The following is a 25,048-nucleotide window of genomic DNA, read 5'->3' as shown; positions in this document are numbered from 1 at the left end:
ATGTTAAGTAACATGAGTACATCCTCTTTTTAATTTTCTATTAGGAGTGATTTTGATTGGAAAATACATCGGCAAAAAGAGTAAACATCGTATCAATAAAGTTAGTAAAAGAATCTAGTGTTCTATATCAAAAAAGAACTATTCGTTCGCCTCAAGATGCCTATGAATTGATGAAAGATTTTTTAGAGGATAAAGACAGAGAGCATTTTATTGTGGTTTCGTTAGACACCAAGAACCAACCAACAAATATTAATGTATCTAGTATAGGAACTTTAAATAGCGCTTTAGTACATCCTAGGGAAATTTTTAAAGCGGCAATAGCAGCCAATGCTTGTTCAATTATGTGTTTTCATAATCATCCCTCAGGCGAGGTTACACAGTCTCAGCAAGATGTTGAAGTAACTAAGAGGTTGGTGGAAGCTGGGAAGATATTAGGAATAGAAGTGCTTGACCATATTATTGTAGGTGAAGGAAACTACACATCATTAAAGGAAAAGGGCTATATTTAAGGGGGAAGGTCAATGTGTTACTATAACACCGAACAATTTGCTATCTTCATGTCGTTGCAATTTGGCATCGATGTTGATGAAGGACAAGTCGGAGAAGAGTCGGTTCTTTTGTACAACGAAGAACTTGATGAAAATTTAGTTTCAGAAGAACTACTTAGCATTGTCCCGGAAATGGTATTGGTTCACTATTGCGTTTACGATAATAAAGAACATGAGTGGTTGGTTTGTGTAGCATCTGATGCTGATACGAACCAACCACTCTTTTTAATTTGCCTAAAAAATGGAGAGAAAGTTCACGAAGAAATTTTACTGAGTGGTGGAGGAAATGAGAATGACACATAAGGTGCGCTCTAATGAATGGAGCAAGTTAATTGATGAATTAGAAGAACGTTCATTCCAGGGAGTTACGTTTGATATGGCTGATTTGTCTTTTGTCTACTTTTTAGCGAAAGACAAATCTGGTGTTATTGAGATAAAGGTATGCTTTGAAAGTGGGGATATATACCAAAGAGAACTTGGATACGAGGATTGGTGGTATGTAGATTATTTAGAATCGAATACCCACATTGAGAAGTAATAAAGAGGGTGAATCACACCCTCCTTATTGCTATCTAGTTATTCCCCATCGAACAGCTCCAAGAACTCGTCTGAAACTTCATCTCCGTCTGCAAAAAGCACAATGCTATCTAGGTCAATTATTGTCTTTAAGACGATTCCTTTAAACACTTCCTCTATAAGCATGGAGATTTCCTGAGCTTTTCCTTTATCTGTTTTAATAAAAAATGTTTTGACGTGACCACATGTTGCGGCATCACTGCTATGTAGCAATTCATAGAGGGTATCTAGGTTGTATTTTTTTTGTTCCTTGTATGAAAGTTCAAAATAACCATAGCTATTTTTTTTGAAGCCAAGTTCTTTTAAATCCCTCTGCACTGTTGATTGACTAGTATCAATCCCTTGTTTCTTTAGTTCAAACACGATGTCCTCATGTCTAGAGAAATCATTTCTTTCTAATATAAGCCGGATAGATTTTTGCCGGGTGCTTTTAGCAGAACTTCTTTGTTTGTTAATAGATTTGATATTTGAATCCATGACATTTAACCCCTTCCCAAAAAGTTCACATTTTAGACACAATCCAAAATAATGTTCTTTAAATAACTTTTTCATTACCAACTAATTAAAACTGACTGAATAATCTTCAATCGATAGTAGACTAATTGTTTTTAATCGAAAAGATGATGACACAAATCACTTAATGAATAAAATAATGAATAATTATATTATAAATGAATTTTTGTAAAAAATGAACCATTGATATAAAGGTAATTTAATATTCACAACATGAATTTTATGCGATATATTCATGTGGCAGGACAAAACGATTAGGGGGCAACGGAATGTCATTAGAAAAACATATTCGAAAAAACTATAAAGGAAATCTAACATTATTAGATGAGTCGAAAAGAAGTAATGAAGTGTTTTGTGAAGCATCCGAAAAAGAAGAGCATTTAATAGACCTATACGATTTTGGAATTGAATTACAAAGAAATTTCAAAATTGAAAAGGAATATGAAGTGTTACAAAATATTATTTCCTTAAAGAACGTGATGATGTTTGCCGAAATTAATCGCTACAAAAAAACACTGTTTGTGGATATGGAAGAACAAGAGCGAAAGAAGAAGATTCAGCTTGTTGTTGATAACTTAGTGAAATTTGATAAGAAACCAGTGGGTTATGAGATTAAAGAGAATGTAATTATCGTTGCATGGTACTTAGATTCTGTCATAGATACTAATACTTTTACATTCCAACTTGATAGTTTGATTTAAAAATTGAATGGAGGATTTATTAAATGGCATTGAAAAAGGTTAGGCGACCAGTACTTCAAGGAGAAAAGGAGTTTAATGAAATGAAGGAAAAAGAAAGAGTGAGTGCATTGGAGCAGGAAAGTGAAGCCCAAGAACTGCAGCTGGAAAATATAGAAGAGTCTCAAGGAGAACTGCCTTATGACACTAACAATTTTGATACCAATCATTCTAATCTAATAGAAGGTGAATCGCCTCTTGAACGGCTAATCACTTTTTTGGACGGTAAAGTGAGATTGCCGAGAAAAGCGAAGGTGGGAAAGGGGGAATGCCTTTTCCAAATTAATAGTGTTGCAACAAAAGAAGGTATTCAAGGAAAGTTTGGGTACTATGACCAATACTTATTTACTTTTTCACTAACCCAATCAAGCGGAGAAGTTCCGGTACAAATAACAGTTCCCTTCACTATCTCTTCGAATCCTGAATCGCCTCTAATGAAGTTCTTAATGAGCTTCAAGTCGATATTCGAGGGGCAAAGGATTACCGTTCAACAGTTAGTTGGCTTGAGAGGAACATGTGAAATTGACCATTACATTACCGAAGCTGGGGATGAATATGAAAGATTAGTTGTTAAGAGCATAGAAAATCACACCAATTAATCGAGAGAAGAATAACCTTCTCTCTAAACCAAAAGGAGAAAAAACATGACAAAAAAAATATATGACATGCAAAAATTTCTTACATTATATCCAATAAGCAAAGTAAGGTTATTAAATTCTTCTGAAACACTTAGAGTGTTGGTTCAAGAAATAGAAATACCAGAAAGGCTTTCAGTGTTAAAAACAGCTGTTAACATGACAGCAATTGGTGAAGAAAGTGAGTTCTTTTCTGCATTAATGGAATACGTTCATGATATGCCGAAAGGAAAGTCTCTTGAACTTTACAGAACTACTGACACGATTACTGAATCACTAGTACCAAAAGCTTTAATTTTAGAGATGGTTCATGTCTTAAAGGTTGGAAAAGCAGAAGAAAGAGGCTTCCTCTACGATGAGAAAAAGAACCAATTTGCCTTTAATCCCAATGCATTTGCAAGGCATTTCCTTAAACGATGCCATGTGCGTTCGACAAAGGATGGAAGGTTATTCCTCTACAACAGGAATGGGTTCTATGAAGAACTTTCCGAAGTGAATCTGGGGAAAGTTATCCGAACTGTTATGCATGAAGGCAGGTGGGACAGTTGGAAGAGTAACTATGAAGCTGAGGTTTCCAAGGCTCTTCAACGTGAAGCACCAACAGTTGATGAAATGAATACAAAGCGAGACTTTATCAACGTAAGAAACGGGATGTTGGATTTATCGACCTTTAGGTTGGAAGCACACTCTCCTGACTTTCTTTCGACAGTTCAAATTCCCATTGATTATGACTCAAACGCTCAGGCTCCGAAGTTTCTTGATTTCATAAATGACATAACAGTTAACGATAAAGACTTAATTGGTGTTCATCAGGAACTGATTGGTTATTGGTTGACGGGAGACACCAAGGCTGAAAAAGCGGTTTATTATTACGGGAGTGGAGCCAATGGTAAAAGTGTTTTGGCTTCAATTATCACTGAATTAGTTGGACCCCAAAACGTCAGCAGCGTACCTTTATCCAAGTTTAATGACCAATTCGGTATGGAAAGTATGATTGGTAAATCGCTTAACATATCTGCCGAGAACGAAATGGGTGGAAAGGCACTTAAAACCGAAAACTTTAAGGCGATTGTTAGTGGAGATAACATCACTATTAACATTAAGTATCGTCCTGCGATTAGTTACCGTCCATACTGCCGTTTGGTGTTTCTAGTCAACAACCTTCCCGACTCATCAGACGTTACAGAAGGCTATTTTCGAAAAATTATTATCGTGCCTTTTTCAAGAACCTTTAAGAAAGAAGAACGAAACGTAGATTTGAAAGACGAACTGCTTAAGGAACTGCCTGGAATTCTTAATTGGGCGATATTAGGATTGAAGCGGCTGAGAAGCAATAACTATCAGTTCAGTGCCTGTAAAGCAATTGAAGAAACCGAACGTGCTTACTACGATGAGCAAAATCCAGTGAGAGAATTTTTTCGTTCTCATGTGGTCCAAGAGGTTGGTTCCCGCACTAAGCAGTCAGATTTCTACAATTTGTATAGTCAATGGTTAAATGTCCAGGGAATTGACGACAAAGGAACGAAATCACGTCAAGTATTTTGGCGCTATTTCAAAGTGATTTTAGACAGAGAAAATATCTCGATTGTGAAGAAGAAAGTTAAAGGAACTGTCTACTTTGACGGAATAAAGCTGATAGAATTGGAAGATTTTCAGTTCCCTACTCTAGCTGGCGATATTATTCAGTTCTAAGGGGGTGTAGGGGGTGTGTGAAAAAGCAAAAAACTGCTCAATACCAAAAGCTAAAAACCCAATGAAAAGCTTTTGTTTTAGCTAACCACCCCTCCCCCCACTTTCTTACAAAGAAATGAAATATATATTATTACTACGACGAGGAGAGCTTGCCATGAACGAAAAAGAAGGTTCTATCTACGAATATCAAAATCTTTTAGACATGTTAGCAGAAATGGTCACAGAGTACCTTACAAAACACCCCAAAGGAGGAGATTCCAATGATAAGTAGAGATGAAACTGTACAGCAGAACCAAGACAAGATAGTAATTTACACAAGAAATACATCGTGGACCCAACCAGAGGGGTACAGAATTCATCGAGACGTCCAGGTCTTAAAAGAAAAGTGTGAGCGGGCTGGATATCAAGTCAGTAGAGTCTACTGGGAACCAAGCTCGGAATCTCACGGGAAAAGAAGAAATGTTTTGAAGCGAATATTGGAGGATGCTGCTAAAGGCTTGTTCGGGGTAGTTGTTGTTTGGGATGTATTTACACTTTCTCCTGATGGGGAAGAGCTTCAACAAATAGAAAGAGAGCTTGCAAGATATGGTGTGGAGATTTGTTCAGTAACGGAACCTTTCGACACTTCCACACAAGAAGGATTGAGGGTGTTTGAATACATGTGCAAATTACTCAATACGAGACACTTAAGATTAGCAGCCATGCAAGGAATTCCTTTGTCGCAGGTAGCTTGGTGGTTAATTGAAGGTTTAATTGAAGATGAAAACAAGAAAGGGGGTGAACATGATGCCGAACTCAGCGAGACAGCTACACGACCAGCTTGACCAATTTAGCCGAACTGGAACACAGAAAAGAGCAGCTATCTATGCCCGAGTCTCCACGTTGGAACAGGCAGAAGAAGGATACAGTATTGACGAACAGGTACGAGTTCTGAGAGAAATGTGCGAGCGAGAAGGTTACGTTGTTCATAAGGAATACGTGGACAGAGGTAAAAGTGGAAAAAATATTAAAGGTAGACCTGCTTTACAGCAACTACTGCATGATGCTAATAGTAAAGACTTTGAATTAGTGCTTGTTTGGAAGGTGAATCGTTTTTCTCGAAAGACGAAAGATTTGCTTAATATTGTTGAAGAACTTGAAGGGAAAAATATTGTTTTTCGCTCATATACTGAAAACTATGAAACAGCAACTCCTGCTGGAAAAATGCAGTTTCGTATGTTAGCAGTCATTGCTGAATTTGAACGAGACAATATCGCTCAAAACGTAAAAATGGGGATGTTGGCACGAGCAAAGGAAGGTTCTTGGAATGGCGGTCAGGTGCTTGGTTACGATGTCGTAAGCGTTCCAGGGGAGAATCGTAAAAGAAAGCTATCTACCCTTGTGATTAACCCAACAGAAGCTCAAACGGTTCGAAAGGTATTTGACCTTTACGTTGAGGGGAATGGTTACAAATCCATCGCAAACAAACTTAACAATGAAGGACACCGGACAAAAAAGAACAAAGACTTCTCCATCAACGGGGTAAAAACGATTCTAAGCAATCCCCTGTATGCAGGATTTATTCGCTACAATGTCCGGAGAGATTGGAACGAGAAGAGAAGAAACAATATTAATCCTAACCCTGTAATTGAAAAGGGGCAGCACGAAGCCATCATTTCAGAAGAAACATGGGAAAAAGCAAAAAATATCATGGCGAGCAGAAGCGGCAAGCCTAATCGAATACATGACGGCGAGTTCCCGCTCACTGGTATTATGAAGTGTCCTGCGTGTGGGGCAGGAATGGTGATTGGAAGGACAACGAACACACTCAAAGACGGAACAAAAAAGGTTCTGGAGTATTATGTATGTGGAGCTTGGAAGAACAAAGGTTCAGCGGTTTGTCGCTCGAATGGAGTAAGAACGGATTATGCAGACCCTTATGTACTTGAAAAGCTATCAAACATAGCCACAAGTGATGCGCTTATAGAGCAAATTGTTGAACGGATTAATAACAAGAAAGAACGAGATTCTTCTCCACTTCAACACGAATATGAGACATTGAAAAAGGCACTAGAGTCCAATCAACAAAAGAAAGAGAAGGTCCTTGGTTTGTACGAAGATGATTTGATTCAAAAAGCAGACCTTGTGCAGCGGCTATCCACTTTGAATGAAGAAAAGGAACGACTTGAAGAAAGACTATCTACAATTGAATTGCAAATGGGGGAAGGTGGTACACAACTCATAAACTTTTCAATGGTCAAACAGGTCATGCAGAACTTTAAAAGTGCCTATCAAGAGTCATTGACCAGAGAGCAGAGGAAGAGGCTGATGCACCTGCTTATCCATCAAATCACCATCAATGAGGACCGAAAGATTGATACGATACAAATACAACTAAATAAAGAAGTTGCAAAACACTTCACCTTTAAAGGGGGAGAGGATTCATCTATTACGGATGAGTTCTCTCCCCCTTTTTCTATTTTAATCGACCTATGAAAAGGAGCAAATAACTTATGAGCATTATTAATGTATTCAGGAATTACATGGAGGAGCATCACCCACATTTAGCTTGGAAGGACTGGAAAGCCGATGTTAGGACCATATCAGTGGATGACATAAGCAACGAAGAGGTTAGGGCTACTATTCCAGATGAAAACAAACCAGAGTTAACATGCTGGGTATTCTTCTACGATGGCGGTGCATCGAACGTTGTGTTCTTATTACAGGATAAGCATGGTTTGAAGGATATCGGAATTGGTTTGCTGAAAGATGGTGAACTTGTTAAGCCTATTAGCTTCGTATGAAGAAATGGCAGTCGGAAAGGTAGAACAATCAATACGTTTACAAGTCAGAGAGGTTTGCTCTATAAGAGTTTTCGTCTCTTTTTACGTGTTTGATTTTCCGGTAAAGGAGGTGAGTTCATGACACCAATTGACCTATTCAAAGCAGGCGTGGCGTTTGGCGTATCTATTTACGTATATGTGAAGAAGAACACTAATCTGAAAAAATAAAGGGGGAATAATAATGCAATACTTTTTAATGGGAACAGTCGTTGGAATCGTAGCTTGTATAGTATCAGAGCTTACACAGAGTCCTTCAAGGAGTTATCGTTAATGAAAATGATTTATTGCTTAAAGGACCTTAATAACCTTGCAGGTGATTTACCAAATGAAATGGTAAACTACTTACGCAGTGAGTTTTCCAGTCTATTCGAGTATCTAAGTAATGGAGAAGAGATTCAAGAATTTAAGTTACCAACGTATCAAGCCATGGTGGTTATTGAAAATGAAAAGGAGCTCGATATGTTATTCAAAAAAACATCAGAAATAGAGTTGGAGTTTATTGATGGAATACATTTAGAAAATATCTATATTAAGAGAATTGGAATACAGAATTTTCAAGATATCCAACTCCATTATGCATTGAACTTTTAAATTCAAGAGCCTTCGTTTAAAGAAGATTGTGATAAAATAGTAAATATGAATCACTAAACTACTTTGAACGAGGTTATTGTATGGAAACTAACTTTAAGGTTTTACAAGATATTTTCGTTAATTGTACTGAAAACTATTCAATTAATGGTTTGTCAGCATTTCTACTTTCAGATGAAGAGGAACCTTTTAAATTATATAAGCTGAATATGTCCACCCATGAAGATTTAAGGACAATCATTTGTAAGAATCTAGAAAATGCTATTGATGCTCAATTGTTCGAATATCACAATAATACATCACCAGATGGTAATGAAAGTGTTTCGTGTTTGAAGAAAGGTGAAGTACCGAACTTTCTAGATATTGAGCAACTCATCATAGAAGATAACTCTACTGGACTTACTAAGAAGGTTTTCGAAGAGTCTTCAAGCTCTATGAAGGGATACGTTATTGATGTGATTGTAACAAATAATAACACAACAAAAGAATTCCATGTTCAAATATTTTCGACACTTTCAAAATCTAACTTCTATAAGCCGAAAAAAAGCTTATATAGTTTTGGAAATGAAGATGGTGACCTGCTTCAAAAAGTAGAAGTATCACACCTAGAGTTAAATGAAAAATGTTGTGCATTTAGTATTGATGATGAGATTTTTGTAACGCATGGCTTTTTCTTTGAACGCTTATTTAAGTACGAAGAACATATAAACATGCACTCCGAGGCTATCTTAGGAAGTATTAATGGGAGCGGCTTAATAGATAACTTTCTTGTTTTAGAGTCTCATTGTAACAGGAATAAGAACTTTAAGAAGAAGCTCTTTACGATAAGTTCTGCGAGTAAGTTTGAGAATGTTACGTTTGAGACTTTTAAGAAGGTCAAGGAAGCAATACATGAAGGTCTATTTTTTAGTTTGGATTCAGAAAAGGAAACAATTAGCATCGATGAAGAAAATAGTTATAAGTCAGTGGACCAAATAATAAGGATTATTAATGATGAGGCAGCAGAAACATTAGTAAGTGAGACAAGGATATTTGCTAACCAAAGAATAAACATAGGTTAACTTATGAGGAGAGAGGATAATATCATGGGGGATAAAGTAGAATTTATGATTAATAGAGTATTTAGGTATATGCTTTTCTTAAGTTCTTACTTGCCTCTATTTATTATCTTGTTCCTAATGAACATAAATAACCTTGTATTGTGTCTATTTATTTGGTTGATTATGTCAATCACTCTTTTAACTTTAAAATTATATTTAGAGAAACCATTAAAGGCAAGTCCTAATTTTCGAATTAAATTAGTCATGATAAATAGTAAGGGCAGTGAGGCTTTAAATTATATAGTAACTTATATAATTCCTTTTATTTCATTTAACTCAAATATTACTAACAGCGACGGAGACTTTAATATCCCAACGATATTTGCATTTATAGTGCTTTTTCTAGTAATAGGATATCTTTATATGCATAATAACCTTTACCATATCAATCCGATATTAAGTTTATTCTATGATATTAATCTTACACAAGGTGAAAATGGTGAAAATCTAATTGTAGTATCAGAAAAAGGAAAAGATGTCCCGCTAAATTCTACCATATATACGAGAAATTTATCTCCTGGTGCTGTAATGTTTGTGGATGATTCCAAAAGCCGGCTTTCATATAAAAAGGTTGTTATTTTTCTAGGAAGTTTCTTGGTATTCTTAGCCCTATGGAATGAGCAAATGAATGATTACTTATTTAAGGCTATAGAATTTATTAATACAACGATAAAAAACCTCATTTAGATACATCACGGAGAACCGTATCACAAATAGTGGTAAAGCAGAAAGTGGGAATTGTAATAGGGGATAGTATAATTAGAAGCTTGTTAATTTAGGGGAGCAAGTGAGTTGAAATCCCCTCGCCTCCAACATGAAAACCAGACCTCACGCTGTATAATGATATGAAACTATGGGGGGATAGGGGGGGGGTGAAACTACATCTCAAACGTGATGTGGTTTCAAACACACCTATCATAAGACGGCTATAACACTTGATTTCATTGAGTTGTTGGAGTTGAGGGGTAAGGTGGATTAGAACGTGGGGAAGCACCATGGAGGCAATTTGAGCCTTGTGAGGTGCCTTTTCGTTAATAACTCCTTTCCTCTAATCTTTTCAGTGCCTTCTCATAAGCTTTATTTCCTTCTTGTTCTTCCCAATTAAGTCTTTGTAAAATCCGTTGCCAATAAATATTCCCTTTAGTTGCATATGATTTAGCAGTTTCTCGCCACAAAAATGCCTCAGCCTCTTCAAGGACAATATAGAATCTGCTCTGTATTTTTAAGTGAGGCATTCCATCCTCTTTAATTAAACCATAAATTGTTGCAGGACTTGTTCTGAAATGTTGTGATGCTTCTTTTATAGTTAGAACCGTTCTGCCATAATAGCTTTCTTTTGCTTTTATTGAGGATTTCATTATTTCTTGCGAAAATTGATCTACTATGCAAATAAATAGTGTGTAGAACCTACATTCCCTTGTTATATGCAATACATCGCCTATATAATTAAAATATGAAAAAAATATAAATCCAATATGAAAGAGGGGGCATCATGTTGGAAGTGAAGATGTTTTATAAAAGTCAGGAAGAGGTAGCAAAGGCATTGAATACTTTGATTGACTCTTACTGGAACAATGAGGTTAATGAAGCCTTTATGCTTACCAACGTAGGTAATCTAATTCAGAACAATAGAAGTAAAATCTTAAAGGATACTGATTTCACAAGTATTCTCAAACAGAAATGCGGTAAGCGACGTTTAGAAGTTGTTGCAAGATTACTTGAAATTACTCAATAATACATTGCTTGTATAACTGGAGGAAAAACCTTGAAGACATTATTTGAACTTTGTAAGCCAAGAGATAGCGTGTTTAGTGATACGAAGCGAGAAGACGTACTCAACCTCTCTGACTTAGTAGAAAATAAAATTAACCCGAATGAATTTTTTCAAGAGAATTTCTTGACTCAAGGAATGAATGTACTTTTTGAGACAACTTTCAAACGGTTTAATCGACATAGTAATACAAGTATTATTAAATTAACCCAAGCAATGGGTGGCGGTAAAACGCACAATATGCTCGGGCTTGGATTACTTGCCATGCATCCAGAGTTTCGCGAAAAGGTATTAGGTAAGTCATATAAAGATGACCAATTGGGGAAAATAAAAGTCGTAGCTTTTACAGGTAGGGAAAGTGATGCTCCATATGGAATTTGGGGTGCAATTGCAGAGCAATTAGGTAAGAAAGAAATACTCAAAGATTATTATTCTCCACTTCGTGCGCCAGGCGAGAACGCTTGGATTACTTTATTGCAGGGTGAACCGCTTCTCATTATGCTGGATGAGCTTCCTCCATATCTCGAGAATGCTAAAGCTACAGTGGTTGGTAACGCAGACCTAGCTGTTGTTACAAGAACTGCATTGTCAAATCTCTTCTCCGCACTAGGAAAAGAGCAACTTTCTAATGTCTGCTTGGTGGTAGCAGACCTTAAGGCAACTTACGAAAGTGGAAGTGAACTACTACAATCTACCTTTAAAGAACTAGAGAACGAAATAAATCGCTCTGCACTTAATATTGAGCCAGTTGGTAGTACGTCTGATGAAATCTATCAAATTCTAAAGAAGCGTTTATTCGAACAAGTACCTGATGCTGCTGAGATTAATGATATTGCTATGGGATACAAGAATGCAGTCCATGATGCCAAACAAATGGGATTAACAAATTATTCTTCCGATTCACTTTATGTTGGTATTAAAGAATCGTATCCTTTCCATCCTTCAATTCGTGATCTATACGCTAGATTCAAAGAAAATCCTGGGTTCCAACAGACACGTGGATTAATCCGCCTTATGCGCCAGATTATTCGACAGCTGTACACTGGAGAACAGTGTAGCGCTCAATCTAAGTATATGGTCAACGTCTTTGATTTTAACTTGAATGATCGAAACATGTACACGACAGTAACACAGATTAAACAATCGCTAACTAATGCTGTTAGTCACGATATTGCATCAAGTGGTAAGGCAGTTGCTGAAGAGTTAGATGGTGTGTATGGTGACACTCTCGTTCAAGATGTGAGTAAACTAATATTGGTCGCTTCTTTAGCAGACGTACCTCATGCTCTATTAGGTTTGTCAATGTCTGATACTATTGGTTATTTGTGTGCGCCTAACAAAGATATTACTGGTATTAAGAAAGCTCTGGATGAACTTAGAATGAAGGCTTGGTATCTCGACCAAGATAAAGATGGACGCATCTACTTTAAAAATACTAAGAATATGATTGCCGAACTTCATTCTCTAGTGGAGTCTTACGACAATGAACATGCGAAAAAGGAGCTTCGCACATTCCTAGAACAAAGGTTTAAACCCGCTGTACAGGATTGTTATCAGGCGATTCAGGTGTTTCCCGCTGTAGATGACATACAACTAAGTGCGGATAAAATAACACTGATACTGTTTGAACCGTCTGTTGGTACTGGGTTACATCCTGAACTAAAACAATTCTATGATAACACAACCTACAAGAATAGAGTCATGTTTCTGTCGGGGCAACGCGATGTAATGAATCGTCTATATACATCGGCAAAAGAACTTAAAGCAATCGAAAAGATCATTGCAAATATGATTGATGAGAAAATTCCCGAATCAAATCAGCAATACCAAATTGCATTGGATACACGTGACAAAAAAGTGATGTCTGTATTGCAGGTATCAAGAGAGACCTTTGCAACCTTACATTTTCCGATCAAAACGGGATTGACCTCAGCTGACTTCTTAATGGAGTTCAAGGAGAATAACTACAAAGGCGAAGAACAAATTCGTAAACTTCTTGAAAGTAAACAAAAATTTACAACGGACATCAGCAGTGATACATTCCGTAAAAAATGTGAGGACCGGCTTTTCACTGTCAAAGAGATGCGTTGGAGTGACGTTAAAGAACGAGCTGCAATTGAAATAAGTTGGCAATGGCATATTCCTAGAGCGCTAGACGACTTGAAGAGTGATGCCATACGAAAGGACATTTGGAGAGAAAATGGCGGCTATACTGAAAGAGGACCCTTTGCTAAAGAAAAAACGAACGTTATTATACAAATTAAAGAACATAATCCTGAAAACGGAACAACGACATTAAAGGTAATACCGCAATTTGGCGATATGGTTTTTTATGAAGTTGGTGGCACAGCGACACAGGTATCCGAGCCTGTCCAGGATTTAAATCACTTTATAACTTCTGAGTTAAAGCTATCCTTTCTCTGTATTGATAGTAATGGGGAGCATGAACCAGGTGATACAGTAGAATGGAAATGTGATATCAAGATAAAAAATGATATCAAAACGACAGCAAATGGGACGTCAATTAAGTTCCAGGCTCATCCGAAAGCCAAGCTATTGTACACAACGGATGGTTCTAATCCGAAAGTTAATGGAGGCGTTTATAATGGTGAGTTTATTGCACCCGTGAATGCTACGTATATACAAGTTGTTGCTGAACATAGTGGGGAGTATTTTGATTTACAGACAATCCATGTTGAGAAGTCAAAGGCAAAAGGATTAAGTATTAACAAAGAGGTCAAACTGGATTTATACAAACGTTATCGGACGAATGACACTAGCGAGACGTTTAAGGACATTGCCATTTTGAAAAAACACGGTGCATCCATAGCTGACATTTCAGTTTCTATTATGAAGGCTGAGCAATCGAATAATGGTTGGGTAGAGATAACAATTGACCCGACAACAAAAGTGGACTTAACGCATCTTGAACAAGCCATTGAAGTTATTCGGGGCGGAATATTGAGCGAAGGTAAGTCAAACATTACACTTGAATATAACACTATTGGTTTTGAGAAGGGTCAGATGTTTCTTGACTGGGCTTCCGAAAGGGGAATTAGCCTCAATGATATTAAGGAAACGGAGATTAAACAATAATGGCAGCTAAAAAGTCAGCCCTAGGGTTTGGCTTTCTGCCTGAGCAGAGTCAACAACACTTTCTAGTTACCATCCCAAAGACAACTGATGATTTAGTTATCATTCATGAACGATTTCAATGGCAAAATGGGATAGAGAAACAAATAATAGATGAATTTGTTGATAAACCAAAGGCGCAATTATCCAAACACAAATGGAAACTTATTGAAGAAGCACTTAAGGTGGAATTTAATCATCGCTTAAAAAAGGACGCTATCTTGACCGGGAAATGGAGAGTTGGACAAAACCCTGTTGAGAAACTACTAGGCAAAGAATTGCTTCTGTTAGTCTGGGCGATTGAAGATTCCGATCCGTCAGTAATTCCAATAGCAATACGTAATTGGCGAGGATTAAGTGCAGAAGAACGTTGGTGGTTGTTCACTATGACTAACGCTTCCTCTGGTAATATTCATGACAAACGAGGTTGGCGTAAAGCGGTAAGATACGCACTAACTGAGAACCCCATTGACGAGAAAAACAAGCAAGTAGATTTATTTGAGTTGTTAGTAAATCAACAAAAAGATGTCTAATTAATTATGTCCACAAAGGTCAAATGATATCTTTTGTGGACATTTTTCATGGAGGAGTGAATGGCGTTATGACAAATGAGAAATCGTTTATAGAAGTACAGTTTCCAGTATCTAAAGTATCTAAAGAAAGCTACAAAGAAAGAAAAGCGAATTTCATGCAAACACTAACAGGTCTTGGGAAATGGTGGGGGAGAAAACCGCTAATCTTAGTAAGAGCTGCAATTTTAGGATTACTTATTCCTGCGAGTAATGATGCGAAGAGAGACAGAGATATTTTCTTGAAACTATTGACAATGGACGAATCTGGATTGTTGATTAGAAAGTCAAAACCTATTCCATTAAAAATATTATTTGAGTGTTCGTCAGAAGTCGAACGAAGAGTGTATTTCGATCTAAATTCAGAAAAACCAAAATACAAAAAGGGTATAAAGACGGAAGAAAAAAGTGAACTTCAACGCCTCGTTTTCAATAGATTTTCTTATGATGAGAAACTAGAATATTGCATGCGACCCGAAGAAGTTGAAAAGCTTCCAGATAGTGAATGGAAAGATATTAATTTACATCTAGGCACTTCAGCCACTAACTTACAAGAGTTGGTAAGTGAGTTGGGTATTCGCAAATTTGGACATCATCCAATAATAGGCGATTGTTTTAGTGGAGGAGGAAGTATTCCTTATGAGTCTGCACGACTGGGGTGCGGTGTATTTGCTTCTGATTTAAATCCAATTGCTATGCTCTTAACTTGGTCATCTCTAAATATTGCTGGTGCCACAGTAGAAGAAATAAGTAAACTACGATTATTTCAGGAAAAGATTTATAACCTAGTTGAAGTCCAAATTAGAAGTTGGGGAATTGAATCCAATGAGTCAGGAGATCAAGCAAACTCTTATTTATATTGTCTGGAAACAGTATGTCCCGAATGTGGAATTAAAGTTCCGTTATCCCCTTCATGGATAATAGGTAAAGGTACAAAAACAGTAGCATTATTGAATAAAGGCAATGACAATCAATACGATATTGAAGTGATTTCAAATGCAAGTGAAGAACAACAATCAATGGCAGAAAGTCAGTCAACTATTATTAAAAACAACCTGCATTGTCCTAACTGTAAAATGAGTACTCCAATTTCTTCCCTTCGTGGGGACCGTAAGAACGAAGATGGAAAGTCCAATTATGGTCTAAGAAAATGGGGGAAAGACGACTTTATTCCTTTAACCGATGATGTATATAATGAACGACTATTTTGTATTAGGTATGAACAAGAATATCTAGATGAAGCCGGAAATATTAAAAATAAAAGATATTATACCTCTCCTACTAAGGGAGATATGATACGAGAGGATAAGGTAAAAGAACTCTTAAGAGAAAAGTTTCAAATATGGAGATTAAAGGGGTATATTCCCGACTTGGAAATTGAGGAAGGGTATAACACGTCACAACCAATTCGAGAAAGAGGCTGGACTCATTGGCATCATCTGTTTAGTCCAAGGCAACTGTTGGTTCATGGTTTGTTTATGGAATTCATAGACAAAGAGGCAACTGAGCAAAAGGAATATGTTGTTGGTATGTTGGGAATTAACAAGTTAAGTGATTGGAACTCGAAACTTTGTCAGTGGATTAATGCTGGTGTAAATGAAAATTTAGGTCATACTTACTATAATCAAGCGTTGAATACTTTTTATAACTATGGAAGTAAAGGATTGAAAAATCTTAGCTCATATTGGTTTTTTAATATCAACACCTCTACAATCAATAGTGCTTCTATAAATATGAAAATTACAGATGCACGCGATATTACAGAAAAATGTGATATGTGGATTACCGACCCACCATATGCTGATGCTGTTAACTATCATGAATTATCAGAACTATTCTTGGCGTGGAATGGAAAATTTATTCAAAAAGTGTTTGGAGATTGGTACTCAGACAGCAAAAGAATTCTCGCAGTAAAAGGTACAGGAGAGGAATTTAATAACAGCCTAATAAATATATATAAAAACTTAAAAAACCATTCTGCTGATAGTGGAATGCAGATAGTTATGTTCACACACCAAGACGTAAAAGTATGGGCAGAGCTTTCTATGATTTTGTGGTCAGCAGGGCTACAAGTCTCAGCCGCGTGGAACATTGCTACCGAGACAGATGCTAATGGCTTAAAAGAGGGGAATTATGTAAAGGGAACGGTATTATTAATATTACGTAAGCAAGAGAACAATTCGACTGCCTTCTTAGATGAACTGTATCCAGAAATTGAGGAAGAAGTTATATCACAAATTAATAGTATGCGAGAAATCGATGATCAGGATGATCCTAATTTTAGTGATCCAGACTATTTACTAGCTGCTTATGCTGCTTCTCTTAAAGTACTAACTTCATACAAGAAAATTGAAGGCATTGATGTGGAGTATGAACTATCTAAAGCAAGAAATTCAAATGAAGAATCACCAATAGTTAAAATTATTAATGAAGCTGTTAAAATTGCTTATGATTATTTAATTCCGGTAGGCTTCGATAAATATATTTGGAAGACCCTAACGTCAGAAGAAAGGCTTTATATTAAAGGTCTGGAATTAGAAAAGCATAACATATACCAGCTCTCTGCTTATCAAGAACTAGCAAGAGGGTTTGGAGTCAATGATTACAAAGAAATGTTAGCTAGTACTAAAGCAAATGCTGCTAGATTAAAGACACCTTCGGAATATGCTACAAGGAATTTGAACGACAACTCAAAGTTTGGAACAACAATTCTTCGGAATATTCTATATGCTGTTCATACATCAATTAAAGAAGAAGATTCTCTAAAGGGACGAAACTGGCTAAAAACAGAACTTGTCGATTATTGGAATGTTCGTAGCACGTTGACTGAGATATTGAAATTTATTGCTCCAATTCGCTATATGGAAAATATGGAGCATTGGCAACAGGATGCCCATATGGCATCAATACTTAAAGAATTAATTGAAAACGACGGCGTATAAGATGGAGGAAGAAAAGAATGTTAAAACGATATTCCTCCAGAAGCAATCGAATTGATCAATCATTCTTAAATGCTCGATTAATGAATGCTCAGTATTATGATAGAATCGCTGGTTATTTCTCTTCATCAATCTTGGAAGTTGCGGGTGAAGCAATAGAAAGTGTTAGTGAAAAAGTACGAGTCATTTGTAATTCGGATTTATCTAAGGATGATGTGCTTACAGCGACTGCAGCGCAGAACGCAATGAGAAAAGAATGGTGCAGTTCAACCCCTGAAGAGTTGCCCCCTTCTTTATCTCCTCGTTTATTAAAGCTGTATTCTTTAATTAAAAGTGAAAAACTTGAAGTTAAGGTCATTCCCAACGATGTGTTTGGGCTAATCCATGGTAAAGCTGGAGTCATAACCTGTGCAGATGGAAATAAAACATCATTCATGGGTAGTGTGAATGAAACATATTCCGCCTGGCGATTAAATTATGAAATTCTGTGGGAAGACGACTCTAAGGAATCTATTCAATGGGTTCAAGAAGAATTCGAATTCTTTTGGAATAGTCCATATGCCATACCGCTAAGTGAATTTATCGTTGAGGATATCCACCGCATCGCAGAACGTGATGTTATTAGTACGATAGAGGAATGGAAGCAAGACGCAAATCCTGCTGCGGCGGTTATTGAGGCTCCTGTCTATCGGCAAGAGTACGGATTGTGGGAGCATCAGAAATACTTTGTTAATTTAGCCTTTGAAGCTCACAAGAAATCCTATGGCGCTAGATTTGTTCTTGCCGATCAAGTAGGTTTGGGGAAAACGATACAGTTGGCGTTGTCTGCCCAGTTAATGGCTTTATATGGGGATAAACCAGTATTAATTATTGCTCCGAAGACGCTATTGTGGCAATGGCAAGATGAAATGAATCATCTACTGGATATGCCTTCTGCCGTTTGGACAGGTAAGGAATGGATCGATGAGAATGGATTAAAGTATCCTGCTATCGGTAGTGCAGGGATTAAGAAATGTCCGAGACGTGTTGGGATTATATCGCAGGGTCTAATTACAGCAAATTCAGATTCTATGCAGTACATGCTAAATATGGAGTTTGAATGCGTCATAGTGGACGAGTCACATCGAGCAAGACGCAAAAATTTAAGCGAAGGAAAAGAAGACGAAAAGCCACAGCCTAACAATTTGATGGACTTTTTATTGAAAATCTCGCGCAATACCAAAAGTATGCTTTTAGCTACAGCAACACCAGTTCAGCTATACCCTATTGAGGCTTGGGATTTACTAAATGCATTATCACAAACTAACGAGAGTGTTATGGGCAATTCCGAAAGCCTGTGGCGCAAGCAGCCAGGAAAAGCACTAAAACTAATAATGGGTCAAACCCAGTTATCTAATATGGATCCTGAAAATTGGCATTGGATACGTAACCCATTACCACCTGCAACAGAAGACCGTATTAATATTGGGACGCTTAGAAGGAAATTGGGACTTAGAGACGACCAATTTATTGTCGAAGCAGGTGCATACTTTGATTTAGGCATCTCAGAGCAGAGACGCATCGGTAGAATTATTGATAACGGATTTATCCAAAATCATAATCCATTTATTCGTCAAATTGTAAGAAGAACTAGAGATTTTCTTGAAAACACACTCAATCCTGAAACTAACGAACCTTATTTGAAAAAAGTAGAGGTAGAACTTCTGGGAGAGAAGGAAAATGAAGCTATAAATTTGCCACCATATTTGCAAGAAGCTTACAGGTATGCACAAGAGTTTTCTGATTTGTTAAGCAAAAGGGTCAAGGGCGGCGGATTTATTACAACTTTGTTGCTTCGAAGAGTTGGAAGTACAATGATAGCCGGAGAAAATACTGCAACAAAAATGCTTAACTGGGGTAATTCTTCAGAAGATGAACTTGAGGATAATTATGGTGATGAGGAGATTGACGCGAGCAGCGTCAAAAACCTCACTGAAGATGAAAGAGGTTGTCTTGAAAGATTTCTGGCTACCATTTCGTTAAACAAAGAAAAGGACCCTAAATATCATATCGTATACAGCCAACTTGCAAATGAGGGTTGGTTGGACAAAGGGTGTATTATATTTTCACAGTATTTTGATTCGGTTTATTGGGTCGCAGAAAATCTTTCACGAGATTTCCCAGACACCCCTATTGGTATTTATGCTGGCGGTGAAAAATCCGGGATATTACTTAAAGGTAAATACACTAAAAAGACCAAAGAAGATATTAAAGCGATGGTCAAACGTAGAGAACTAAAAATATTACTTGGAACGGACGCAGCATCAGAAGGATTAAATTTACAAGCCTTAGGCACATTAATAAATCTTGACTTACCGTGGAATCCAACACGATTAGAGCAACGTAAGGGTAGAATTCAGCGTATTGGTCAAGTGAATGATAAAGTTTATATTTATAATCTACGTTATAAGGGTTCTGTTGAAGATAAAGTACATGCAATACTCTCGGAGAGACTTGAAAATATCCATAACATGTTTGGACAATTGCCTGACGTTTTAGAGGATGTATGGGTTCAAGTTGCACTAAATGATATTGAGCAAGCGAAGAGGAAAATAGATGATATACCTAAATATCATCCATTTGAACTTCGTTATGAGCGCGGAGTAGGCAAGGTAGAATGGGAGAGTTGCGTGACGGTTTTAGACAAGACAGAGAAGAGAAAGCACTTAATGAAAAGCTGGAATGAATAACATCAATAAACCCTATGACTACTTTACATAGTTGTAGGGTTGTTTTTTGCATCTAAGTCTATATTCGAAGCGATGATTAGTTTGTCTGTGATGAACAGTAGGATGAAAGATTTCTATGATATAAGGTCCTGCGCCTTAACTTAATGACATTGCCCCTTGTAGGCCGCCCTTTTTAATATTCGGAAATTACTTTGTGCCGGCAAGTTGGCCAACAAATTAATGTTCGTGTTTAAAGAATACGGCAAGAAAATACCAACAATGCCCCTTGGACTATTAATCTGTAGGATCTGCGGTGTTGAACTAGAGTCGTTGATTTAACACGTTTATTTGAATTGATGGACCTCAAAACTTGAATTTCTGAAACAGAACAGCGGCGGACCAAGTCTTGAAAAACAAGTCTTAGACTGCCGCTTTTGTCATTCAACTAACGTTTCCCGTTAGCTGATATGAGAATTCTATAAATTATAGTTTACAGTTACAGTATGACGATTAAATAAAAAAGCGCCGCTAATACAAAACGGTATAGAGCAAACCACTCCAATCGAAGTCGCTTGATTAGTCTAATAAACGTTACTACCGCAATCATAGCCACAAGGAAAGATGTAACAAAGCCAATTAACATTAGATATAAATCGTGCATCCTTGCCCTACGAGAACCTATATGATCTTAAATCAGGAGGGAGGGGTGGCCAACCTGCGAAACCGAGTTCGATGCAGCTTACCTTTGTACACTTAAATAAGATTTTCCGTTTTTTCTATGAACACGGCATGATTCCAGATAATCCAGTAGGACCCATTAAAAAACCACCAGCAGCGAGACGTACACCGAAGTGGCTCACACGTAATGAACAAAATGCGTTTCTTCGGGAAGTTAGGGGTCAGAATAATAAGAGAGATTATGCGACGATGATGCTTATGCTTCGTGCAGGTCTACGAGTTCATGAGCTGTGTGAACTTCTCAAATCCGATATTACGATGAGTGCTCGCGCCGGCAACGTATATATTCGAGGAAAGGGAGACAAAGATCGCGTGGTTCCGCTTAGTAGCGAAGTTCGTTCTTCTCTTCAAAGTTACTTTGAAGAGAGAGAAGATGAGAGTCCATATGTCTTTGTTTCTCAGCGATCGAAGAAATTGTCCGTTCGCGGTGCACAACACATGGTCGAGAATTATCGGAATCGAACGCGGATTGAACATCTTACTTGCCATGCGCTAAGGCATACGTTTGGACATGATTTAATAAGTGCCGGTAATGATTGGCAGCAAGTGTCCATGTTAATGGGACACTACAAGGAGGATGGAACACCCAATATCCAGATGACTAATGATCTACACGCTCCTGGTATTGAGGATCTGACGGCAGCGGTAGAGTCGATCAGCTGGTTATAATAATACTTACTACTTTTTTGGAATCACGTTCATGTCTTCTTGACACTAATAAGAACCCCATTTAACAAAGGGGTTCTTTTTTCTGTTCAAGTGCCCGGAGTATAGCCAAGTGACTTCGGTCTCCTAATCTTCGCGTGCAACTGATCTGAAAAATTGTAAGTGCCATTAAATGATGAATGTACTGACAATTACGCCCTTCTAAAGCATTAATCACTCGGATATATACTGGATCGCTAAATTCACCAAAAAATTCTGAAACATGGAGTAATTGAACACTCATAGGGAGTTTTATAAACTTCTTTAAAGGTTCGTCTTGATTATGTGGATCATAAAACCAGTCAAATTCTTGGCTTTCATTACTTCTATGTATGGAAGATATAGATTTCTCTATAATATTCCGTGCTTGTTTCCCAATTGCAGTATCTGATACAACGGGGAGGTGGGCAAGTATATACTGTAGGTGTGATACATCTAAACTAATTTTGGCCATTTGATATCCCCTAGTCTACTTTAGCACGAAAGGGAGGTTTCACTTATGAATTGATATAGTGAAAGCCTTTAAGCGCTATTTTTGATATTATTAGGATCGAAGGGGAGTTGAGCCATTATGACATTAACAACGCATTCTGTTTTTACAGGTATAGTTATAGGATGTCTAACCGAGTAGGACGTTACATCAACAAATGTAATCATAATTTTTTTATAAATTGATTGAGCTGCTCCGACATACGATGAATCTCTTCAATGTAAGCCAAAACCTGCTGAGATGACATTGCTTGCTGATCCACGATGGACGCCATATGTTCAATCGAATGACGCATTTCACCCATAGCATCTTCAAATGTCCTCAACGTATGCTGAATCATATTTGTGGAATGGACGGATTCATTGGATAACTTCCGAATCTCATTGGCCACAACGCCGAACACTCTTCCATGGTCCCCAGCATGTGCCGCTTCAATCGCCGCATTAATGCCTAATAGGTTTGTCTGGTCCGCTACTCTTCTAACGATAGCTAACACCTTATCCGTTTCATTCACCTGTTCTACCGTCTGACAAGCTAGATCACGAAGCTCATGAGCAGCCCCAGCCAGACCAATCGAGCTATCCGTAACTTGCGAGAGCTGATGGTTGGCTTGCGATAGTGAAAGGGAAATTTGATTGGAAATGGAAATTAGTTCAGTTTGCTTCCTAAGCTGAACCGCTATGCCACCGATGACTTTTCCACTGGAGTCGTGTAGTGGAGTAGCCGTCCCGATAAATTCGAATCCGTAAAATTCAGAAGGCACTTCCGCTCTTAAAGCAACGTTGTTTTGAATGGCCTGCATTAACGGTTCCTCTTGATGTAACCGCTGACCGATCCGTATATGTAAATCGATATTTTCTCCGGGCCAATATGCTAAAAACTTCTCTGTATCACAAATTGCTATCGATAATTCGGCCGGAACTGCCGTCTTAAAAATTGGGATCATTGCAATCGTAGCGTCTAGTGATTCAATGCTATGCATCTTGATGTCTCTCCACTCTTTACGATAAGTATGCCCCTCTTAACAACCCAATCTTATCAATTTTATGGTCTATTGCAAATCTAGGGCTATTTTTCGTGTTTAGATTGCTTCATTAAATACAACCCTTCATATGAGAGCTGTTATTCTCTGCTGTCATTAAACTAACGATTTATCATTCACAAATTTCATTATCCGTAATGGTATGGTTTGAAAAACAGATCGTCTACTTCAGAAATGCTCAATAAATTACTTTGGCTTGAAAATTACTGTTTGTCTACCGATAATATATTAGGCAACCCTGGATACCGACTATCCTATGGACAACAAATCGCGAATTTTTTGACACCAGTGCAGCCAAGGTGCTCATAGAAGGTTGATAAATAATCGATATATAAGTAGATGCATGTGAACCCAGCAACTCAAGGATAATAAAATCATGCACTGAAGAGGGACATACATAATGACAAAGTACGCTGATTGCTCGCAATGTGGGAAAAAAGACCCCTTTACGGGGTCTTTCTTGTATCAACTACGTTTAGTGATAATACATGTGTGTTGATTATTTTTTCTGAGTTAGTTTTGCAAAAGCTGCTTTATCAAAATCGTCAGCTTGAATAAGCCACTCACCATTTTTATTTATAAGTGTCAGCCTTCCTTCTAAAGGAACACTCTCACTCTTCCCATCTTGCTTTTTTAACACAAGATCCATTGTGTAATCCAGATCTACGTAACCTTCAAGTTCCTGATAGACTGTAAACTTCATATTTTCCGGCTTTAATGATGCTTGTTTAGTTATCGCAGCTCGTAAAGCTAGTGCGATATTGCTTGCATTAACCGGTTTTTCTTCAAGATTTTCCGCGAAGAATGGTATCAGTTCTTTATTTCGTTCAACAAATATTTCTTCAGAAGTTTCTGGCACCTCATTAATTGTATATTCCTTTGTCTTATATGTTTCAGCTACTTCGATTGCTTCTTCAGTTGCCTGCTCATTTACTTGCTCTTTTTCGGCAGTCTGTGAACTTTCAACAGGCGTCTGTGCTTCTGTTTCATTAGATGTATTATCTTGAGTACATCCTGTTACTAAGATGGCCGACAATAAAGATAATCCGATAATCCACGATAATTTCCTCATAATGTTAGTACACCTCCTCTAGTTAAGGATAAACTTACCATATATTACGTATTAAATCCAAATTTGTATCAAAAAAATTATTTAAAGACAGGTTGTATTTTTAGGCGGTCAAAGCTCTTTATCTAATATAAGCGCGATCAACTTGAATTGAACGCTCTTAAAACTATATTTAAGGGATTTAAATGGCAGAGAATCCATGTCCTGTATTAAGTGGTGGTCATCGTATGCTGATGAAAGGTTCAGCGTCACGAGTAGATGATGATGCGACTGGTCAAAGATTGCCAGGTTTCTATAATGCTAACTTTTATCAATGTTCCGGATGTAGTGAGTATTTGATCGCAACAGGATCTCCACATAACGGACCTGGTCACTACATCGCCGATTATTTCACTCAAGGTGCTATTGTCTCTGGGAAATCTCAAAATGCCGCTTGGGTGTTCCGAGTGAATAAGAACTTGGTTCGATACATTGCAGCTAGTTCGTTGCCAGGATATACATTTGTTTAATTCAATTTCCCCAAAAGGTAGCTTGTTCTTTACAGAACAAGCTACCTTTTTTTGGTTTTTTTATATTTTCAATTCGATTTTATTATTAATAAGGAATTTTATATATTTATAAACTAATAATGGTATAATGAATAGGAACAAATGTTCTTAGATTGGTTGTTGTTT

24 protein-coding genes and 1 pseudogene are annotated in these 25,048 nt (G+C 37.3%); 19 read left to right on the top strand and 6 right to left on the bottom strand.

Translation table 11 applies throughout. The features are described 5' to 3' along the window. Positions 1–56 precede the first annotated feature (56 nt). Genes WFI24_RS30690 through WFI24_RS30680 form a run of 3 tightly spaced genes read left to right on the top strand, consistent with a single transcriptional unit; the run spans position 57 to position 1,086 of the window. Positions 57–509 (top strand): JAB domain-containing protein, encoded by a 453-nt coding sequence (locus WFI24_RS30690; RefSeq protein WP_336765636.1) that lies wholly within the window; start codon positions 57–59, stop codon positions 507–509. 12 nt (positions 510–521) lie between these two features. After that, a complete protein-coding gene (locus WFI24_RS30685) occupies positions 522–851 on the top strand; it encodes a hypothetical protein (protein ID WP_336765635.1) in 330 nt (109 codons plus the stop codon). Continuing rightward, a complete protein-coding gene (locus WFI24_RS30680; RefSeq protein WP_336765634.1) occupies positions 841–1,086 on the top strand; it encodes a hypothetical protein in 246 nt (81 codons plus the stop codon). The genes WFI24_RS30685 and WFI24_RS30680 overlap by 11 nt, the downstream gene beginning before the upstream one ends. 38 nt (positions 1,087–1,124) lie before the next feature. Here WFI24_RS30680 and WFI24_RS30675 read toward each other — a convergent pair whose 3' ends face one another. Then, positions 1,125–1,601, bottom strand: coding sequence for a hypothetical protein (locus tag WFI24_RS30675; RefSeq protein ID WP_336765633.1), 477 nt, complete (start codon positions 1,599–1,601; stop codon positions 1,125–1,127). Positions 1,602–1,906: 305 nt separating this feature from the next. Here WFI24_RS30675 and WFI24_RS30670 point away from each other — a divergent pair, with 305 nt between their 5' ends. The 9 genes from WFI24_RS30670 to WFI24_RS30630 all read left to right on the top strand — a co-directional run bounded on the left by WFI24_RS30670 (position 1,907) and on the right by WFI24_RS30630 (position 9,898). Then, the gene (locus WFI24_RS30670) at positions 1,907–2,338 is read left to right on the top strand and encodes a hypothetical protein (RefSeq protein ID WP_226509298.1); all 432 of its coding nucleotides are present in this window, start codon (positions 1,907–1,909) and stop codon (positions 2,336–2,338) included. A 23-nt stretch (positions 2,339–2,361) separates the two neighbouring features. Further along, positions 2,362–2,973, top strand: a complete 612-nt coding sequence (locus tag WFI24_RS30665; RefSeq protein ID WP_336765632.1) for a hypothetical protein — start codon at positions 2,362–2,364, stop codon at positions 2,971–2,973. Between the two features lie 45 nt (positions 2,974–3,018). Continuing rightward, positions 3,019–4,701 (top strand): DNA primase family protein, encoded by a 1,683-nt coding sequence (locus WFI24_RS30660; RefSeq protein WP_336765631.1) that lies wholly within the window; start codon positions 3,019–3,021, stop codon positions 4,699–4,701. A gap of 260 nt (positions 4,702–4,961) precedes the next feature. After that, a complete protein-coding gene (locus tag WFI24_RS30655; protein WP_336765630.1) occupies positions 4,962–5,525 on the top strand; it encodes a recombinase family protein in 564 nt (187 codons plus the stop codon). Next, on the top strand, positions 5,488–7,176 hold the full coding sequence (locus WFI24_RS30650; RefSeq protein WP_442956283.1) for a recombinase family protein: 1,689 nt from the start codon (positions 5,488–5,490) through the stop codon (positions 7,174–7,176). Before WFI24_RS30655 ends, WFI24_RS30650 begins: the two co-directional genes overlap by 38 nt. A gap of 17 nt (positions 7,177–7,193) precedes the next feature. Beyond that, a complete protein-coding gene (locus WFI24_RS30645; protein WP_336765628.1) occupies positions 7,194–7,484 on the top strand; it encodes a hypothetical protein in 291 nt (96 codons plus the stop codon). Positions 7,485–7,793: 309 nt separating this feature from the next. Then, positions 7,794–8,114: a hypothetical protein gene (locus WFI24_RS30640; RefSeq protein WP_062686765.1), complete on the top strand. Its 321-nt coding sequence runs from the start codon at positions 7,794–7,796 to the stop codon at positions 8,112–8,114. An 80-nt stretch (positions 8,115–8,194) separates the two neighbouring features. After that, positions 8,195–9,172 (top strand): Kiwa anti-phage protein KwaB-like domain-containing protein, encoded by a 978-nt coding sequence (locus WFI24_RS30635; RefSeq protein ID WP_062686764.1) that lies wholly within the window; start codon positions 8,195–8,197, stop codon positions 9,170–9,172. A gap of 24 nt (positions 9,173–9,196) precedes the next feature. Next, positions 9,197–9,898 (top strand): hypothetical protein, encoded by a 702-nt coding sequence (locus WFI24_RS30630; RefSeq protein WP_336765627.1) that lies wholly within the window; start codon positions 9,197–9,199, stop codon positions 9,896–9,898. 344 nt (positions 9,899–10,242) lie between these two features. On the opposite strand, the gene WFI24_RS30625 is transcribed toward WFI24_RS30630, so the two are convergent. Then, the gene (locus WFI24_RS30625; protein WP_336765626.1) at positions 10,243–10,569 is read right to left on the bottom strand and encodes a helix-turn-helix domain-containing protein; all 327 of its coding nucleotides are present in this window, start codon (positions 10,567–10,569) and stop codon (positions 10,243–10,245) included. A gap of 134 nt (positions 10,570–10,703) precedes the next feature. Between WFI24_RS30625 and WFI24_RS30620 the strand changes: the two genes are divergently transcribed. The 5 genes from WFI24_RS30620 (at position 10,704) to WFI24_RS30600 (ending at position 20,351) form a co-directional block, all read left to right on the top strand. Next, positions 10,704–10,946 carry a TIGR04540 family protein gene (locus WFI24_RS30620; RefSeq protein WP_336765625.1) on the top strand — a complete coding sequence of 81 codons (243 nt, stop codon included), beginning with the start codon at positions 10,704–10,706 and terminating at the stop codon, positions 10,944–10,946. A 30-nt stretch (positions 10,947–10,976) separates the two neighbouring features. Continuing rightward, the gene (locus tag WFI24_RS30615; RefSeq protein WP_336765624.1) at positions 10,977–14,078 is read left to right on the top strand and encodes a DUF499 domain-containing protein; all 3,102 of its coding nucleotides are present in this window, start codon (positions 10,977–10,979) and stop codon (positions 14,076–14,078) included. Further along, positions 14,078–14,647: a DUF3780 domain-containing protein gene (locus WFI24_RS30610; RefSeq protein ID WP_336765623.1), complete on the top strand. Its 570-nt coding sequence runs from the start codon at positions 14,078–14,080 to the stop codon at positions 14,645–14,647. Before WFI24_RS30615 ends, WFI24_RS30610 begins: the two co-directional genes overlap by 1 nt. A 68-nt stretch (positions 14,648–14,715) precedes the next feature. Continuing rightward, positions 14,716–17,625 carry an anti-phage-associated DUF1156 domain-containing protein gene (locus WFI24_RS30605; RefSeq protein WP_336765622.1) on the top strand — a complete coding sequence of 970 codons (2,910 nt, stop codon included), beginning with the start codon at positions 14,716–14,718 and terminating at the stop codon, positions 17,623–17,625. Between the two features lie 17 nt (positions 17,626–17,642). Beyond that, positions 17,643–20,351: a phospholipase D-like domain-containing anti-phage protein gene (locus WFI24_RS30600; RefSeq protein ID WP_336765621.1), complete on the top strand. Its 2,709-nt coding sequence runs from the start codon at positions 17,643–17,645 to the stop codon at positions 20,349–20,351. A 475-nt stretch (positions 20,352–20,826) separates the two neighbouring features. Here the strand turns inward: WFI24_RS30600 and WFI24_RS30595 are convergent. Further along, positions 20,827–20,985 (bottom strand): annotated as a pseudogene (locus tag WFI24_RS30595) (undecaprenyl-diphosphate phosphatase); the annotation flags it as partial. Positions 20,986–21,062: 77 nt separating this feature from the next. Between WFI24_RS30595 and WFI24_RS30590 the strand changes: the two are divergent. Beyond that, a complete protein-coding gene (locus tag WFI24_RS30590; protein ID WP_336765620.1) occupies positions 21,063–21,737 on the top strand; it encodes a tyrosine-type recombinase/integrase in 675 nt (224 codons plus the stop codon). Positions 21,738–21,798: 61 nt separating this feature from the next. Here WFI24_RS30590 and WFI24_RS30585 read toward each other — a convergent pair whose 3' ends face one another. From WFI24_RS30585 to WFI24_RS30575, 3 genes are all read right to left on the bottom strand, one after another. Then, positions 21,799–22,227: a hypothetical protein gene (locus WFI24_RS30585; protein WP_336765619.1), complete on the bottom strand. Its 429-nt coding sequence runs from the start codon at positions 22,225–22,227 to the stop codon at positions 21,799–21,801. Positions 22,228–22,426: 199 nt separating this feature from the next. Continuing rightward, complete coding sequence (locus WFI24_RS30580; protein ID WP_336765618.1) at positions 22,427–23,065, bottom strand: methyl-accepting chemotaxis protein; 639 nt, start codon at positions 23,063–23,065, stop codon at positions 22,427–22,429. 739 nt (positions 23,066–23,804) lie between these two features. Next, entirely contained in the window at positions 23,805–24,377 is a 573-nt protein-coding gene (locus tag WFI24_RS30575; protein WP_336765617.1) for a hypothetical protein, read from the bottom strand. A gap of 224 nt (positions 24,378–24,601) precedes the next feature. Here WFI24_RS30575 and WFI24_RS30570 point away from each other — a divergent pair, with 224 nt between their 5' ends. Beyond that, positions 24,602–24,883, top strand: a complete 282-nt coding sequence (locus tag WFI24_RS30570; protein WP_336765616.1) for a hypothetical protein — start codon at positions 24,602–24,604, stop codon at positions 24,881–24,883. Positions 24,884–25,048 lie beyond the last annotated feature (165 nt).

This window comes from Paenibacillus sp. USHLN196 (genome assembly GCF_037144955.1).
Lineage (GTDB): Bacteria > Bacillota > Bacilli > Paenibacillales > Paenibacillaceae > Paenibacillus > Paenibacillus xylanexedens_C.
This window is presented reverse-complemented; position numbering and strand designations above follow the sequence as displayed.